The 16,229-nt window shown below is 64.1% G+C and carries 16 protein-coding genes and 3 tRNA genes; 5 read left to right on the top strand and 14 right to left on the bottom strand.

Annotated features, from left to right (window positions below):
- Positions 1-23 precede the first annotated feature (23 nt).
- From ACOGJB_RS04945 to dapF, 5 genes are read right to left on the bottom strand one after another with little or no spacing between them, the layout of a single operon-like run.
- The gene (locus tag ACOGJB_RS04945) at positions 24-1,220 is read right to left on the bottom strand and encodes an aminotransferase class I/II-fold pyridoxal phosphate-dependent enzyme (RefSeq protein ID WP_419839698.1); all 1,197 of its coding nucleotides are present in this window, start codon (positions 1,218-1,220) and stop codon (positions 24-26) included.
- A 4-nt stretch (positions 1,221-1,224) separates the two neighbouring features.
- Positions 1,225-1,623: a type II toxin-antitoxin system VapC family toxin gene (locus ACOGJB_RS04940; RefSeq protein ID WP_419839697.1), complete on the bottom strand. Its 399-nt coding sequence runs from the start codon at positions 1,621-1,623 to the stop codon at positions 1,225-1,227.
- On the bottom strand, positions 1,538-1,882 hold the full coding sequence (locus tag ACOGJB_RS04935) for a hypothetical protein (RefSeq protein WP_419839696.1): 345 nt from the start codon (positions 1,880-1,882) through the stop codon (positions 1,538-1,540). The genes ACOGJB_RS04940 and ACOGJB_RS04935 overlap by 86 nt, the downstream gene beginning before the upstream one ends.
- A 33-nt stretch (positions 1,883-1,915) precedes the next feature.
- Positions 1,916-3,277, bottom strand: a complete 1,362-nt coding sequence (gene hflX / locus ACOGJB_RS04930) for a GTPase HflX (RefSeq protein WP_419839695.1) — start codon at positions 3,275-3,277, stop codon at positions 1,916-1,918.
- Positions 3,277-4,272: a diaminopimelate epimerase gene (gene dapF, locus ACOGJB_RS04925; RefSeq protein ID WP_419839694.1), complete on the bottom strand. Its 996-nt coding sequence runs from the start codon at positions 4,270-4,272 to the stop codon at positions 3,277-3,279. The genes hflX and dapF overlap by 1 nt, the downstream gene beginning before the upstream one ends.
- A 94-nt stretch (positions 4,273-4,366) precedes the next feature.
- Between dapF and ACOGJB_RS04920 the strand changes: the two genes are divergently transcribed.
- On the top strand, positions 4,367-4,519 hold the full coding sequence (locus ACOGJB_RS04920) for a hypothetical protein (protein ID WP_419839693.1): 153 nt from the start codon (positions 4,367-4,369) through the stop codon (positions 4,517-4,519).
- Between the two features lie 35 nt (positions 4,520-4,554).
- On the opposite strand, the gene ACOGJB_RS04915 is transcribed toward ACOGJB_RS04920, so the two are convergent.
- The 6 genes from ACOGJB_RS04915 to ACOGJB_RS04890 all read right to left on the bottom strand — a co-directional run bounded on the left by ACOGJB_RS04915 (position 4,555) and on the right by ACOGJB_RS04890 (position 8,820).
- Positions 4,555-5,514, bottom strand: coding sequence for an SDR family oxidoreductase (locus tag ACOGJB_RS04915; RefSeq protein WP_419839692.1), 960 nt, complete (start codon positions 5,512-5,514; stop codon positions 4,555-4,557).
- Between the two features lie 22 nt (positions 5,515-5,536).
- Positions 5,537-5,613 (bottom strand) — tRNA-Gly (locus ACOGJB_RS04910).
- Positions 5,614-5,700: 87 nt separating this feature from the next.
- The gene (locus tag ACOGJB_RS04905; RefSeq protein WP_419839691.1) at positions 5,701-5,925 is read right to left on the bottom strand and encodes a hypothetical protein; all 225 of its coding nucleotides are present in this window, start codon (positions 5,923-5,925) and stop codon (positions 5,701-5,703) included.
- 13 nt (positions 5,926-5,938) lie between these two features.
- Positions 5,939-6,148, bottom strand: coding sequence for a hypothetical protein (locus ACOGJB_RS04900; RefSeq protein WP_419839690.1), 210 nt, complete (start codon positions 6,146-6,148; stop codon positions 5,939-5,941).
- On the bottom strand, positions 6,145-7,383 hold the full coding sequence (metX, locus tag ACOGJB_RS04895; protein WP_419839689.1) for a homoserine O-acetyltransferase MetX: 1,239 nt from the start codon (positions 7,381-7,383) through the stop codon (positions 6,145-6,147). The genes ACOGJB_RS04900 and metX overlap by 4 nt, the downstream gene beginning before the upstream one ends.
- A 267-nt stretch (positions 7,384-7,650) precedes the next feature.
- Positions 7,651-8,820 (bottom strand): DEAD/DEAH box helicase, encoded by a 1,170-nt coding sequence (locus ACOGJB_RS04890; protein WP_419839688.1) that lies wholly within the window; start codon positions 8,818-8,820, stop codon positions 7,651-7,653.
- Positions 8,821-9,023: 203 nt separating this feature from the next.
- Here ACOGJB_RS04890 and ACOGJB_RS04885 point away from each other — a divergent pair.
- Positions 9,024-9,094: transfer RNA gene (locus ACOGJB_RS04885), tRNA-Cys, on the top strand.
- Between the two features lie 80 nt (positions 9,095-9,174).
- Positions 9,175-9,248, top strand: a tRNA-Val gene (locus ACOGJB_RS04880).
- Between the two features lie 331 nt (positions 9,249-9,579).
- On the opposite strand, the gene ACOGJB_RS04875 is transcribed toward ACOGJB_RS04880, so the two are convergent.
- Both ACOGJB_RS04875 and ACOGJB_RS04870 read right to left on the bottom strand, forming a co-directional pair.
- The gene (locus ACOGJB_RS04875) at positions 9,580-9,732 is read right to left on the bottom strand and encodes a hypothetical protein (RefSeq protein ID WP_419839687.1); all 153 of its coding nucleotides are present in this window, start codon (positions 9,730-9,732) and stop codon (positions 9,580-9,582) included.
- Between the two features lie 51 nt (positions 9,733-9,783).
- Positions 9,784-9,924 carry a helix-turn-helix domain-containing protein gene (locus tag ACOGJB_RS04870; RefSeq protein WP_419839686.1) on the bottom strand — a complete coding sequence of 47 codons (141 nt, stop codon included), beginning with the start codon at positions 9,922-9,924 and terminating at the stop codon, positions 9,784-9,786.
- Between the two features lie 557 nt (positions 9,925-10,481).
- Between ACOGJB_RS04870 and ACOGJB_RS04865 the strand changes: the two genes are divergently transcribed.
- The gene (locus tag ACOGJB_RS04865; RefSeq protein ID WP_419839685.1) at positions 10,482-13,784 is read left to right on the top strand and encodes an N-6 DNA methylase; all 3,303 of its coding nucleotides are present in this window, start codon (positions 10,482-10,484) and stop codon (positions 13,782-13,784) included.
- Between the two features lie 136 nt (positions 13,785-13,920).
- Complete coding sequence (locus tag ACOGJB_RS04860; protein WP_419839684.1) at positions 13,921-14,838, top strand: hypothetical protein; 918 nt, start codon at positions 13,921-13,923, stop codon at positions 14,836-14,838.
- Positions 14,839-15,000: 162 nt separating this feature from the next.
- Here the strand turns inward: ACOGJB_RS04860 and ACOGJB_RS04855 are convergent, their stop codons facing one another.
- Positions 15,001-16,173, bottom strand: a complete 1,173-nt coding sequence (locus ACOGJB_RS04855; RefSeq protein WP_419840685.1) for an ISAzo13 family transposase — start codon at positions 16,171-16,173, stop codon at positions 15,001-15,003.
- Positions 16,174-16,229: the final 56 nt, after the last annotated feature.

Here is a 16,229-nt window from a genome sequence, read left to right as displayed (position 1 = left end):
AATCTCAAGTTGAAGTTGAATGTTCAGTCGATGCGGGACTCGACCATGTCGAGCGTGTCGTCGGTCAGCACAGCGGCAACCCTGACGTAACCCACAGCCGAGGGGCCGTAGAACTCGCCAGGAGAGACGAGAATGCCCGCCTCGGCGAGCAGCGTGCGGGTGAACGCCCACGCATCGCCGTCCGGGGCCGCAGCCCACAGGTAGAACCCGCCGCGGGGAAGCGGGGGCTCGGGACCGAAGCGACCCACGATGCGGGCGAGACGCTCCAGCCGCGACCGGTATCGCTCTCGTTGTTCGGCGACGTGGACGCTGTCAGCCAGCGCTGCGACGGCCGCCGCTTGGGCGGGGCCAGGAACCATGAACCCGGCGTGCTTGCGCAGCTCACGCAGGTAGTGGACGAGTTCGGGGTCTCCGGCGTAGAAGCCCACCCTGACGCCGGCCAGGTTGGACCGCTTGGACAGCGAATGAACGGCCACTACGCCATCAGTGTCGGCACGCCGAGAGCGGCGAGTCGCGGCGTCCGCAACCGCGTCGGCACTCCGGGAGCGATCAGCGGCGGTGTCAACGGCCGTCGCCGCCAGGATCGTGTGGGGTGGTCCGTCCCAAGTGAACTCGGCGTAGCACTCGTCGCTGAAGACTGGCACGCCCCGTTCACGGCCCCACGCTGCCGCAGCGGCCAAGTCGTCGAGACCGCCCGCCGGATTGCCCGGCGTGTTGACCCACAAGACCAATGCCCGATCGGCATCAGCCTCGGAAATGGCGTCGAGCTGGATCGACCAGTGCTCGTCTGCCGGCACCCCGACCGCCCGGCAGCCGGCCAGCTCGGCTCCCATCGCGTAGCTGGGGTAGCTGACCTCGGGGTACAGCACGGTGTCGCGCCCGGGTGTGCGCAGGCGCAGCCAGTGCGGCAGCCCGGCCACAAATTCCTTCGAGCCGATCGTTGCCGCGATCTCGGCATCGGCGTCCACCTGCACGCCGAACCGCTGCTCACACCAGCGTGCAGCGGCATCCCGCAGCTCTGGCGTGCCGATCGACGGCGGGTAGCCCCGCTCGGAGTCCGACCCGCCCAGCGCAGCCAGCACGGCCGGCGACGGCGGGTCCACCGGCGTGCCGATGGACAGGTCCACCAGCCCGCCTTCATGCCGGTCGGCCAGCGGTTTCAGCTCGTCCAGCCGGTCATAGGGATACGGCGGCGGAACGAATCGGGCGCGGGTGCTCACCGGATCAGTGTGCCCCGATCGGCGTCCAGACGATCCCGTCGATATGGGAGAAGTGCCGGTCGGCCGAGACGAGTTCTGCCCCCGTCTCCATTGCGTGGGCGGCAATCCAGACGTCATTGGTCGGAATCGGACGACCCTTCGCTCGAAGCGCGGCTGCGATGCGTGAGTAGCGGTCGGCGGTCACCGGCCCGACCTCCACCACAGAGGCGTACGGATTGTCGATGAACGATCGTAGGTCTGCAAGATTCCGCTCCAGACGTGAGCCGCGTCGAAATCCGTACATCAGCTCGCCGACGACGACTGCTGAGAGCAGCAGCTCACGGGCGCTCCTGACGATCTGCGCCACTTCCTGCTGGCCACGCATCAGCAGTGTGTAGGCGTTGGTGTCCAGCAGCAGCCTCACTGCCCCACGCTGCCTCGTCGATGACGGCGAGATCGCGCAGCGCGGCATCCATTTCGTCGGCTTCCTCTGGTGACCAGCTGCCGATGAGATGGTCGAGCGAGTCACCGACGCAGCCGCCGCCGGGGGTTTCCGACAGTCCGGCGCCTTTGCGCAGGAGTCGGAGCGCCGCCTGATTCAGCGAGACACCTTCGCGTTGAGCGAAGCGTCGCATCGCCTCGCCGAGTTCGTCGCCGAAGCCCCGGACCGTGAGCTGCTGCATTGGCCGGCTCCCGGGTGAGTCAAGAATGAGTCACTATGAATCGTAGTCTGAGTCGCCAACGGCAAACTCTGCGAACAGGCTGCGGGCGACGTCGTCGAGGCGGGCGTGCACCAGGGTCCCATCGTCGTCGTGAGTTTCCGAGAGCACCTCGCCTTCCCGGTGCACGGCCGCGAGGGCGTCGCCGCGGGAGTACGGGATGCGCAGCTCCGTCACTTCAGTGAGGTGCCGCAGCCGGTCGCCGACGGCGAGCAGGAGGTCCTCCACGCCGTCACCGCTGTTGGACGAGATCGCATGGGAGCCCTCGTAGCGCCCCAGCAACCGTCCCACGATGCCGTCATCGGCGGCGTCGCTCTTGTTGAAAGCGATCAGCTCGGGGACATCGCCCGCGCCGATCTCTCGCAGCACCGAGCGCACCACATCGATGTGCATCTCCGGCTCCGCCGCTGAGGCGTCCACCAGGTGCACCAGAAGGTCGGCCTCGGCCACCTCCTCCAGCGTCGACATGAACGCTTCCACCAGCGATGTGGGCAGCTTCTTGATGAACCCGACGGTGTCCGTCATGAGCACCGTCTCACCGCCGGGAAGCTGCAGGCGACGGGTAGTGGCATCGAGCGTGGCAAACAGCCGGTCCTCGATCAGCACATTGGCGCCGGTAAGGCGGCGCAGCAGCGTCGACTTGCCGGCGTTGGTGTAGCCCACGACGGCGACCGTGTGATACCTGGATCGGCGGCGCGACTTGCGCTGGTTCAGCCGCGTCCGCCGCAGCCCGCGCAAATCCTTCTCCAACCGCGCCAGACGCCGCTGGATCCGTCGCCGATCCACCTCGAGCTGCGTTTCACCGGGTCCGCGTGTGCCGATGCCGCCCGCCTGCTGGGAAAGCTGCCGCCCTCGGCCGCGCAGCCGGGGGAGACGGTAGCGAAGCTGCGCCAGCTCCACCTGTGCCTTGCCTTCGAGCGTCGTGGCGTTCTGGGCGAAGATGTCGAGTATCACCGCGGTGCGGTCCAGCGCGGTGCGCTTGAGAATCCGTTCCAGGTTGAACTGCTGCGCCGGCGACAGCTCGTCGTCGAACACCACCGTGTCAGCGTCGTGCTCGAGCGAGGCCTCCAGAATCTCGTCAGCTTTCCCGCGACCCACGAACGTCGCGGGGTCGGGAGCATCCCGCCGCTGAACAATCCGCTCCACCGAATCGGCCCCAGCAGTGTCCACCAACCGCTCCAGCTCATCGAGGTTGGCGTCTACCTCATCGGCAGTCCGCTGCGCCAGCTGCACCCCCACCAGCACGATCTGCTCCCGAAAAGCCCGATCAATCAGCCCAGACTCAGCCCCCCCAAACTCCCCAAACCCCCCACGATGGCTCTCGTCGGACGGCTCCGCCGGCTGTTCGGATTCAACCATCAGGCGTCCTGCAAGGGTGCAGGTATGGGCCACTCATGGTCGCCGAGCGGTTCCACCCAGACGCTGAGAATGGGATGACTGTCATCAGTGTCAATAGACACGGTTGCCGTGCCGCCTGGCATTGCAACGACCGTCTCGCTGCCCGGTGCCACGAGACCCCAATCCTGCGCTCGCACAGCCGCAGTGACGGCACCCGTCCCACATGCCTGCGTAAGGCCTGCGCCGCGCTCCCAGACGGACATTCCGAGTGACTTGCCGTCATCGCCGATAGGCCAAATGAACTCCACGTTGATTCCCGTGCTCTCGGGGAAATAGCTTTCATAGAGCTCGCCAAGTCGCGCCGTATCGGCCTTGTCGATTTCAGCCCCGGCGGCGACAACGAGGTGCGGATTTCCTACATCGCCGGTTCCGCGCGCGGCCTCATCGAAGCGAGCGCTGATGAGATCGTCGAGTTCGGTCGTGATGCTCGGTCCGGGGACAACCTTGGGCATGTGGACTTCAGCGAGCGATTTGACGGGCTCGACCGAGCCGCTCTCGGTCATGGCGAATTCGGCACTCAAGGTCACCCGCCGCGCTCCGTCCACCGTGTCAACGGTGAGTTCGAGAAGGCTGTCGGGTGCTTCTTCACCCTCGCCGAACTCCATGCTCGAAACGAGAGTGCAGGCAACCTCATTGGCTAGACAGGCGAGTCCGTTGCCGCTCACCTCCGCTGACGACCCGTCCGAGTTGAACAGCGTCATCCGAACTTGCCTGACCTGGTTCGCGGAATCGGTTTCGAGTGCGTCCTGATCCGCGCTCGGTTGCGTGGCTGTCGTGTCGACGGCCAGGATCAAGCCGTCGGCGCCGATACCGCAGCTTCGATCGCAGAGCTGCGACGTCAGCGCTGACCAATCGAGTCGGAGCGAGTCGAGAGCCGCCTTCTCGTGCGGCTGCATGAGCGCGATGAGAAAGTCGTTGCCGAGAGCTTGGTGTTTGGCGAACCGCAGCGTCTCCACGACTCCATTGTCTCACCTCGCCCATGAATTCCACGAGCGAATTGCCGCGCACCCAGCCGACGTGGTCACGGTTGCGAAAAGTACGATTATCGGCGTGGCTACTGAGCGCTTGACGATCTCGCTGGAAGCAGGCCTCGCGGCTGCCGTGCGCGAGGCCGCCGAGGCTGATGAGCAGAGTGTGTCGGCGTGGCTGGCCGATGCGGCACGCCGTCGGCTGGTCACTCGTGGGCTGCTCCAGCGCGCCTGAACACGGCGCACGGGATCCTGCGAGCGCCCCCGCAGCTAGGTGGTGGGTTCGCGCTTGCCGAATCCCTTGAAGGTGTCGCCGATCGCTGTGGCAACCGAGGCCAGCTTCGAGCGACCCTCGTTCAGCCGGGGCGCGATCTGCTTCAGGCCCTCCACGGTCCAGCGTCCATCGGTAGCAATGATGTCGTCACCCGAGAGCGACCAGCCCTGATACAGGCCCACCTCATTGCCTCCCACGTGGAAGACACCCCCGGTGAACGGGCAGTCTTCCATCGCCAGGTATCCCACCAGCGGGCTGACGTTGGCCGGGTCGTACAGATCGAATTCGGCTGGGTCGTCAGGCGCCCGCACCACCTCTTCGAGCCCAGGCGTCTGCAGCGTCAACCGTGTCCGGGCAATCGGCGCCAGGCAGTTCACCCGCACGTTGTAGCGAGCCAGCTCGCCTGCGGCCACCAGCGTCATGGCCGCAATGCCGGCCTTGGCGCCCGAGTAGTTGAACTGGCCGAGGTTGCCGAGCATGGCGCCCGAGGCGGTGTTGATGACCGAGCCGGTGACCTCCTTGCCTGCCTTGGACTGCTCACGCCAGTAGGCGGCCGCCCAGCGGGTGGGGCAGAAGTGGCCCTTCATGTGCACCTCGACGACGGCATCCCACTCCGGCTCGGTCATGTTGACCACCACCCGGTCGCGCAGGATGCCCGCGTTGTTGACCAGCACGTCCAGGTCGCCAAACGCTTCGACGGCCTGGTTGACCATGCGCTGCGCGCCCTCCCAGTCGGTGACGCTGTCGCCGTTGGCGACTGCCTCGCCACCCATGGCCTCGATCTCCGCCACAACCTCGCCTGCGGGGCCCTGGTCGGCACCCGTGCCGTCGGCGGAGCCGCCGAGGTCGTTGACCACGATTTTCGCCCCTTCAGATGCCATCAGCAGGGCATGCTCGCGGCCGATGCCCCGGCCGGCGCCAGTGATCAGGACGACACGTCCGTCAAGTGCACCCATGTTGTTCTCCCGTCGTACAACTTGGAGCGGATGACCGGGGTCGAACCGGCGACCTCAACCTTGGCAAGGTTGCGCTCTAACCAACTGAGCTACATCCGCGCGGGCGGATCACTGTAGCAAGCGGCCCCCGCAGAGACGCGTGGATCCGGCAGGCCGCTGCCGCGCCCGGGCAAGCGCCCGGATCGGCTATTCCTCGGGAGGCCGCAGATCGATTCTCAGCGTCAGGATCCCGTCGTCGAACGTGGCGGTGGCATCGCCGATCATGGCGTAGTCCATGAAGTCCAGCTCGGCCTGGCGGATGAAGTGGCGTCGCTCCTCGCCGCCGACGGCGGGAAGGTTCCGCTTGCGCACCGCCTCGGCACGCTCCGCGAAGCGGGTGATCATTTCCTGAGGATCGAAGGTTTCGCTCATGTCGTTCTGGCTCTCATGATGGCTCGGCCGCGGTGTTCTCTTCACCTTGCCACCGATCGGGGGCTGTGCGCCGCAAGTACACAACGAATCCGGTGGCGCACGCGACGGTGAGCAGGCCGAGCACAGCTACCAGCACCCACCACACCCCCAAGCCCGAGCCGACAGCCTCGGAAGGCACGTTGGCATGCACGTCAGCCAGCAGCGCCGCGGCGCCGCTGATCAACGGGTGACTCCCGGGGGTCCCGAATCGCTCTTGTAGATGTCATCGATGAACTCGCCCATCGGGGGGCCAGTCTGATCGGGCTCGGTGAGGAAGCCGTCATGGCCGTTGTCACTGTCGATGTCGACGTGCTCGACCCGCACAGTTCCCCGGCGTGCCAGCGCCTCGGTGATCCGCAGCTGCTGGGGCCTCGGGTACAAAAAGTCGGTGCGAACGCTCATCACCATCGTCGGCGCGACGATCCGGTCGAGCGCTGCATCGATGCCGCCACGGCCGCGTCCGACGTCGTGCAGGTCCATCATCTTGTTCAGCACCAGGTAGGTGTTGGCGTCGAAGCGGGGCACGAACTTTGCCCCCTGGTAGTCGAGGTAGCTCTCCACGTCGAAGCGCTGGCCCCCTCGCAGCGGGAGGATCGGGTCTTCGCTGTGGCGGTCGAACCGGCGGTCGAACTCGTCGCCCGAGCGGTAGTGGATCATGGCGATCCGGCGTGCGTTGGCGAGGCCTCGATGCGGCCCGTCCCCATCGGCGGCGTCGTAGTAGCGGCCGCCACGGAACTTGGGATCGTCCAGGATTGCTTGGCGGCCGACCTTGCTCCAGGCGATCTGCTGCGCGGAGGCTTCGGCCGCGGACGCGATCACCACCAGCGAGCCGACCCGTCGGGGATAGGTGATGCCCCACTCCAGCACGGTCATGCCGCCCATCGAGCCGCCGACCACCGAGAGCCAGCGGTCGATGCCCAAGTGCCGTCCCAGCGCCCACTGCGACCGCACGACGTCGCGGTTGGTGACGACCGGAAAATCGGGCCCGTAGCGCTCGCCCGTCGCCGGGTTGACCGACGAGGGGCCGGTGCTGCCTTGGCAGCCGCCGAGCACGTTGGCGCACACCACGAAGTAGCGGTTGGTGTCGAGGGGGCGGCCGGGGCCGATGAAGTCGTTCCACCAGCCTTCGGTGGGCTGCGACGGCGGATGTGCGGGGCCATGCGCGTGCGCGTCGCCGGTCAGCGCATGGCACACGAGCACGGCGTTGGCGGCGTCGGCGTCAAGGGCGCCCCATGTCTCATATGCGAGTACCGGGCACTGCAGGGTGCCGCCGCCCTCCAGCGTGAACGGACGATCCGGGGACAGCTCGTAGAAGCGCCGCTCGGCCGCGCCGAGGCCCGGGTGCCATGCACCCGAGGCGGGCAGCGGCCAGGCCGCCGCACCGTCGTTCGGGGCGCTTGTGCGCCTCGCACTGTCCACAGCTGAGCCTTCGTCCTGGGCCTTCGAATCCGGAGGGCCTACCTCCAGCGGTCAATGTGCCGCTGGATAGGCAAGGGTACCGGTCGTCTCCGGCCTGTCTAAAGGGAATATCAGCGGCCTGCACCCTGCTGCTGAGGAACCTCTTGCCTCCCGCTCTTGTTCGCTGCGCTCACGGGCCGCTGGGGCCACGGCTTCGCCCTGTGCTTCCCGCGCTAGCTCGCTTCGCTCGCGGGCCGCTCGGGCCCGGGGCTCAGCCTCTGGCGGATATCAGCGGCTGGCGTTGTCGTCGCTGGCGGCGAACGCTGCGAGGTCGTCGAGCCGTTCGTCGTTCGAGAACACGTCATGCAACGGCAGCCGCAGGCCGAGCCGCCGCTGCAGCTGGCGGACCTCGAGCTCTTCGTCCCACAGGAACATCGTCACCGCGGTGCCGCTGCGACCCGCCCGAGCCGTACGCCCCGAGCGATGCAAATAGGTCTTGTGCTCGGGCGGAACGTTGTAATGCACCACCACGTCGACTTCGTCGATGTGCAGCCCGCGAGCGGCGACGTCGGTGGCGACGAGTGCGGCCAGCTTGCCCTTGGTGAAGTTGGCGAGCGCACGTTCCCGCTTGACCTGCGGCAGGTCGCCGTGAATGGCGCCCGCTTGCACGCCGGCCTCTCGCAGCTCACGGGTGAGCTGGTCGGCACCGCGCTTGGTGCGGGTGAACAGCAGTGTGCGCCCGTTCGCCTCGATGATGCGTGCAGCGACTTGCACCCGGTTCATCTTGTGGACAGACAGGAACAGGTGGCCCATCTCCGAGACGGTCACCTCGCGTTCGGTCACTTCGTGGAAGACCGGGTCGCGCAGGTGTCGCTTGACGAGCGTGTCGACGACACCGTCGAGCGTCGCTGAGTAGAGCAGTGTCTGGTGCTGGCCGTCGATGTGGCGCAGCACCCACTCGACTTGGGGCAGGAACCCCATGTCGGCCATGCGATCGGCTTCGTCCACGACGACCCGCTGGATGCCCGACACGTTGACTGCACCGCGGTCGATGAGGTCGATGAGCCGCCCCGGTGTGGCGATGACGACGTCCATGCCGGCTGCCAGCAGCTCGATCTGGCGGTCGAGGTTCGTGCCGCCGTAGGTGGCGATCGAACGCAGGTCGGCGGCCTTGGCCAGCGGCTCGACCACGGCGGCGATCTGGTTGGCCAGCTCGCGGGTCGGGGTGAGCATGAGGGTGGTGGGGTGGCCGTTCTTGGCCCGGGGGGTTAGCGCCAGCATCGGCAGGCTGAACGCCAGCGTCTTGCCGGAGCCCGTCTTGGCCTTGCCGCAGACGTCGCGGCCAGCGAGCGCTTCGCCGATGGTCAATTCCTGAATGGCGAACGGCTCGGTGATGCCTTGATCAGCCAGGGTGTCGCACAGGGGCGCAGGTACGCCCAATTCACTAAAAGTTGTCACGGGGGTCTCTTCGAAGGTGGTGGCCCGCAGGGTTGCGGCGCCGCGACCTCGGCTGCGACAACGCTGGGCAGTGGGGCCACACGGCGAACTGCCTTGGCTGCCGAGTGTATGGGACAAGCCCTGATCGCGGCGGATCTCGGGCGAGTGCCGCCGCGATAATCAGCGTTCAAGTCGGGGCGGGGCCACTACCCTGCGGACACCCTGGCGGAGTGGCCGAGTGGTTAGGCAGCGGCCTGCAAAGCCGTGTACGCCGGTTCGAATCCGGTCTCCGCCTCGCCGGCCGGGCCGGGTGCCGAGTGGGCCTGCGGCGATGGCCGGGCGAAGTGGGCACGGTGCTAGCGTGAGTCGCCCTCCGGGCGATTGGCGCAGTTGGTTAGCGCGCTTGCATGACACGCAAGAGGTCACAGGTTCGACTCCTGTATCGCCCACCCCGGGCATGTTTGCGATTTATTGGGTCTGATGTTTGCGAGTTAGCCGGACTCGCGCGTCTTGAGGGCAGTCGACGGCGCGTGCGTTGAATTCCTGGGTCCAAGGGGGCTGCGCCGCCGTTCGGTGAGCGCGGCTGCATGCGTTCAGGGCGCTTTTGGACGCGACAATGCATGAATCACACCGGTTTTGGTGGAGACTCTGGGGGTCCCTGACTTTGGTGGAGGAGGATTACTTGATTCATGCTGCCGGTTTGTGTTGGTGTCGCCGCTTGGTCTTGGGCGACCCGCGGCCATGCACCCGCCAGCCGCCACCAGGCGGGACCTTGCCGACCTACTTGACGTCGAGATGGACCAGCTCGCCCGGAGACGGCCGCTCATAGCGGCGAATCACCTGCCCGGTGGGGCGGTCCATCCACGACAACCGGTTCAGCCCATGACGCTTGAGAACCCGCCAGATCGTCGCCTGGGGCACCCCGGTGCGCATAGACAGATACGCCGGGCCGCGCTTGGTGCTGCGACGCACACGGCAGATCCGCTACTCCACGTTGGAGTCGGTGCGGCGAGGGGTCCGATGGAGCCGGCTGGAACGATCCCGAAGCCCCGCCTCGCCCTCAGCCCGATAGCGATGCCACCACTTCGCGACCGTGTCCCTCGGCAAATGCATCTGGCTGGCCACCTCGACCTAGGTCGTCCCCGCCTCGATCCGCTCGACCAAGATCAGCCGCCCAGCGGGCGTCAAACGAGCATTGGCGAGAGAATTCGAGCCTCCTGATGTGTTCGCGGTTGTTGTCGCCAACACCACGCTCGCACAGGAGGCTCGGCCCATCACCCTGCCACGAACCTCTATGTCCAGTACATTTGGTTTCTTCAAGAACGGAATATAGAAACGTTTTCGACATTGGGGGCATAACTCCCAGGCGATCGCCCAGTATTGTGAGTGTGGGCGTTCTGGCATACCGATTGATACCGAATAGAGCAGCATTTCTTTGTCGAATCGTCGACGATATATGCGAAATGAGTTAAGTCAAGTAATTCAGTGTGTGTGGGCTCGCCGCTTTATTTCTTGCGCAGGCGCTACGGAGGCAAGCTCTCAACTAATGGCATTTCACCGTGAGCGAGTGACCTACTTCCGGGCTATTGGCGGAGTGCATTGACGTTTGGATCGGTGGAGCGTGGGCGGACCGCTATACTGCCGATCCGACTGACGGTCGTGACTCACGGAGGCACCCATTGATGGTGGATACAAGTAGCGAGGCGCCGCAAGACCAGCTCGCTGTGGCGTGTGCTGCAGCGAAGGACGGCTGGAACGAATCCGACTTGCGTCACCGTTTATGGGAGTTCTTTGGACCGTGGGCGCGCGAAGTGCTTGAAATGCCCGACAGTGCTTTGAAGCAAGAAGGCACTGGTCGTGCGGGCAGGTATGACTCGCGTATCGGTCGGGCGATCATTGAGTACAAGACGCCAGGATTTCTCGCTGAAGGGAATGCCGCCAATCGCAGAGATGCTGCCGTGCAGGCGCTTGACTATATCGACGACCCGCAGATGGGTGCGGACGTTGTAGTCCTGACAGATGGCAGAGTATGGGCGCACTACCGTGACGCCTCGTCAGGGGTTGAGATCAACGAGCAGGGAAGCCTTGATCTTGGTTTGGACGCTGGTGAGCGTCCAGCAGTTGATCGATTTCTGTGGCGTTCGAACCATCCCGAGAGTCTGGCGAGGATTCTGAGTCTCGTCGCCACGGTTCGTTCCGAGCCTGTCACCGTCAGCACTATCGCTGACAAGCTCGGCAGCAGCAGGTCCGAGGTGCAGCGTCTGATCGAGGCGCTCGCTGAGCAGCTTCGGCGGCGGCAGCCAGATGACCGCACTGACGTTTCCTTTCGGCAATGGCTCCAGATGTCCGGTGTCTCGTATGGAATCAACGCGGTCGACAGTCCATGGCCGAATCGAAAGAGTGCCGCCGAGATGCTCGGCTCCGAACTCGACAAGCTGCTGCGCGGCTGTACCTATGCGGAGTCGCTTTATGTGCTGCACACCTACATCGCTCTCGCGGCGAAGATCGTCGGCATCGAACTGCTCGCGCTGGGCGCGAACAAACCAGAGAGGAGACCGACGAGCTGGAGTTCGCTGAGCGATGGGGATCTGATCGGGGAATTGCGCCGTGTTGAAGACGGCACTCTGCTGAACGAGCTGCGTTCACCGGGTCTGTTCGCTGGCGATCTGTTCGGCTGGTACGCGTTTGCGCCGCTCGATTCCGCCGAGTTCGTGGCCCATGTGCGTCGTTTGCTGATCGTTCTCGACGAACTGGCGTGGATGCGCGTCGTGAACCGTGCGACTGGTATCACCGGTGACGTGATGCGCGAGTTCTATATGCACACGATTCCGCGGCCATTGAGAAAGGCGCTTGGTGAGTTCTTCACCCCGCAGTGGCTAGCCGAGCACACCCTGAGCCAAGCGATCGCTCTCTCGGACACGAGCGACGGCGAGTGCCGCGTGCTTGACCCGGCTTGCGGCTCGGGGACGTTTCTTGTCGCAGCATTGAGACGGGCGCTGGTTGTGGCAGAGTCGCAGGAAGGCTTGAGTCCCGCTGAGGTTGCCCGGTCGGCGCTGGAGAGCGTCACTGGCTTCGACATCAATCCGGTGTCGGTTCTCATGAGCCGCATCAATTTGCTGCTCGCGTTGGGCGATCGCATCGAGTACTTGACCGAGGTAGTGCCGCATGTCTATCAGACTGACTCGATTCTCATTCCTGATGTCAAAGAGCACAATCTCGACACCGCAGACATCGAGCTTCTCGAAGTCAGCTTGTCGGTCGGCGCTTTTGCCATTCCGAAAGTGCTCGCGACCTTGCATCGGATCGGCATTCTCCGCGAAATGATCGAAACAGGTGTTCGGCTCGGACGCGACATCGACTTGTGGAACGTGCAGATCAAGGCGGCGTATTCGGACGAGGGCATCCCGGAGGGCGATCTTCCCGCAGTGATCGACGCATGCGAAGCCGTCTATCACCAGATGCGTCGCCTGAACGAAGAGGGCAGGGACGGCGTATGGGCGCGGGTGATCGAGCAGTTCTTCGCGCCGACGATGTTCGAACCTGCCGACGTAGTCGTGGGTAACCCTCCGTGGATTAACTGGAAGCATCTTCCCGACAGCTGGCAAGCTCAATCCGAGATAGCCTGGGTTCGGTGGGGTCTGTGGGCAACCAAATCAGGCAAGGGCGGCATCCCACTCAGCGACATCTCCGTGCTGCTCCTCGCTCGAAGCATCGCCGACTACGCGAAGCCCGGAGGGATCGTCGGATTTGTGATGCCCGAGTCCGTACTGATCGCAGATCCCGGCAACAGCCGTATCCGCAGGTGCTCGCTGGGACCGAAAGACGAGACTGCACCTCCGGTTGCGTTCCGACCGGTACACGTTGACGACTGGACTGCGCTCAATCCGTTCAGCCCTGACGCGGCGAACAAACCGGTGAGCATTTATGTCAAGAGCGGCGAAAGCCAGAAGTGGCCCGTCGAGAAGATCGTGTGGCAGCGGAAGCGTCCTGGGTCACGTCTCCGATCTGGGGATTCCTGGGGCGAGACGGCATCGTTGTTGAAGCAATCGTCGAACAAGATCGGACCTTTGGACCCCAACGAGCCGGGTTCCCGCTGGGTTGTTCCTCCCGAGCCGGGGGTGCTGCGGTCGGCGGTGCAGAGGCCCGGATATCGATGGGGACTTGGATTTCATACCCACGGTGCTGATTCGATATTCACAGTCAAGATGCTGAGCGCTGCTCCCGATCAGGGACTGGTGTCGGTGCGACGCGTAGACAACGCTGGAAGCAACAGCGCGATCCCGGAAATTTCTGAGGGCAATGCGGAGATACCCGATCAGCAATCTCTGGAGGCTGCATACTTGTGGCCGCTTATTCGCGGCGGAAACGTGCAGCCATTCCGTGTCGAGAGTTCCAATCAGTACATGATTCTCGCCCATCACCCTGACGACCTTCGCAAAGTTATGTCCGACGCTGACTTAGCAGCGAACGCGAAACGGCTATTGGACTATCTGGCACCATTCAAGACGCAACTTTCGCAACGATTCATCTATCAGCCGCTTGACCCGACGGCGGACCCATATGGCGTTCGCGGCCCGACCGCGCACATCACCCGAACCAAGCCCCTCGTCGTGAGCCGGTATATGGAACCCAATCGTCGTCCGCCAGCGGCAGTGATTCTTCCCGTGCACGACCAACGGCTTGGCTTTAAAACTGTTAGTTACCCGAACAACAAGTGCAATGTTCGGGTCTGCGAGACTGAAGCCGAAGCATACTATATGGCAGCTTGGGTCAATTCCGAACCGGCGCAGTCGGCGATAGCCGCGATTTCGTCCTCAACGACGATCGGACCAAACGTGCTCGAACGCCTCGCAATGCCCCGCTACAACCCCGATGACGAAGCGCACGCTGCCCTCAGCGAGTTCGGCAAGCAGGCTCACGAAGCACCCGACTTCGACGCCCAACAGCTCGATGATCTAGTCAGGGCGACCCTCGGAAGCCAGTGAACGAGAACAATGTGGCAAATCGGGCTTGAACATCTTGGCTGCTAACGTTGAGCACCGCGACAGAGTTTTGTCATCAATACGTGAGCCGAACGGTTAACTGCACTAGAAAATATTGCAGCTGAATTATCCCTGTGCGATGGAGAAGCGGCCGATGCCCACTACACCTGACGAAAATGTCATGCAATACATGTCGTCAGGTCTGCAGGCAATTGCGACACTGGACAATGTCTATTTCGACACGAACAGTGTCCGCACAGACTCGCCATCGGAAGCGGAAGACCTCCTGTCTAGACGAGACGGTGTAGATCCGGTGACCGATATTGTCTCGATACCTGGCACGCGTCTTCATTTGCGAATGAAGCTCTACGCCGTTCGCGAGCATCTGCTTGGCGCTCTGTATTTGATCGGGTCGCAAGCGGAGCGAACGCCTGCTAACCCGATCGAAGTTCTTGCTAGGAGTGCAATGGAAGGGTCCGCAATCTCCCTTTGGTTGTGCAACAATCACATATGTTGGGATGAACGACTGCGAAGACACAGTCAACTGCACCTCAATTCAACCTACACGAGCCTGAGAGAAGCTGGAATTGATCCGAGTCACGCTTCAAATCTGTCGGAACGGCACCCAGCAATTGAGGAGACTGTGGCAGAATGCAATACGATTATCGAATGGGTGATCGGGCGCGGCTGGACCTGTCGAAAGGGAAAGAACAAGGGAAAGCCCCCGACACCAGCCAGGTGGGTCAAGGAACTGCCGAGCTTCACAGAGATAATTCAAAGCGCCGCGGACTTCCTGCCAATTGATCCCGAACTACTGCGAGTGCGCTATTCGATCTCAAGCAGGTCGGTGCATACGGATCCTGTAACAGTTGCAGATGATTCCTCAGAAGAGCATGAGCGGATGAGGGTTTTTCGTGCCCTCAGTGCAACCTCGACAGCCATAATGTTCTATGCGTTGGCGTGGAATTTGGTAGCCGGTTGGAGTGGCGTCCCCTATCCAGAAGACGACATCAAGCGCCAACTGACTGCACTGGATGACTCCGTGCCGAGCGTGTGATGAGCACCGGGGCACTCTGCCGCGCCAACCCGCCGCGTTCTTGTTTGTCCCTGTCTGAACGGACAGCACGGACAAACGAGCGACGCTCTACCCAGTGACCGACGCTCGCCAACGTCTGCTGCGCTCGGCAGCCTGCCGTCTGCGCTTAGGGTTCGCCGCGGGTTAGGTCGCGTGGTTGGGTGTGATGGTGTAGTTCCATTCGCCGTGCCATTGGTGGGGTTGCAGCGGGATTTGTTTCATCTGTTTGTCGGTGATTTTGATGCCGCGTTGGTACCAGTTGGGGTCGTGGGCTGCTTGGACGGTGAGTCCGGTTTGGGTGGTGGTGGAGGCGATGAGCTCGACGATGGTGGCGATGTCGGTGAGTGGTCTGCCTCGCCAGTTCATGGTGATGAAGCTGAAGAGGCGGTGTTCGATCTTGTTCCATTTGCTGGTGCCGGGCGGGTAGTGGACGACGGTGATCTCGAGGCCGGTGTCGGCGGCGAGGCGGGCGAGGAACCATTTCCAGGCGCGTGGCCGGTATCCGTTGGATCCGCCGGCGTCGGCGGTGATGAGCAGCCGGGTCGCGTCGGGGAACCGCTGCTGTCCGAGGGTGTCCCACCAGCGGGCGATGGAGTTGACGGCGAACTCGGCGGTGTCTGCGGTGTCGCCGACGCTGACCCAGCCGTCGTTGTTGGCGAGGTCGTAGACGCCGTAGCCGATGGCCTTGGCGAACTCGCCCAGTGAGCGGTCCGCGAAGTCGTGCACGTTGACGCGCTGCGGCTCGCCGGCGGGCTGCCATTCGGTGCCTTTGTTGGCGTAGTTCCCGATCAGCTCTTTCTTTTTGGTGTCCACGCTGACCGCGGGCTCGCCGGCGTCGAGGAACTCCTGCGCTAGGCCGTTGAGATAGGCGAACTGGGCGTCGCGGTCGGGATGGGACGTGCCTTCGTTCTGCTTGGCGGGCGCCTGCAGCGAGTAGCCCATCTGGTGCAGGAGCCGCCGCACCAGCTCCGCGGACGCCTTGAAGCCCTGCGCGGCGAGCTCGCGTGCGAGCTGATAGGTCGACTTCAAGGTCCAGCGCAGCGCAGAGGTCGGGCTGCCGCGCGTGCTGGGATGCACCAGCTCGTCGAGCGCCTCGGCCAGGCCGGGCTGCTTGACGACCGCCGGGCGGTCCCCGCCGCCCTCCGCCCGCTGACGGTGCGACGGCTCGACCCCGGCGCGCACCTCGCGCACCGCCCGCGACACCGTCGAGGTCGACATCGCCGACGCCTCCACAACGAACGCCTGCCCGCCGCGGCCCAGCGCCTCGGCCAGCGCTCCTGCCGCCACACGCCGCTGACGCTCGCCCAGATGCGGCATCACCGTGTCGAAGAACACTCCCGCCGCGTCCGCCGACAACTCCACACACCCGACAC

Origin of the sequence: Candidatus Poriferisodalis sp. (assembly GCF_965208895.1) — a bacterium.
Lineage (GTDB): Bacteria > Actinomycetota > Acidimicrobiia > Acidimicrobiales > Poriferisodalaceae > Poriferisodalis.
This window is presented reverse-complemented; position numbering and strand designations above follow the sequence as displayed.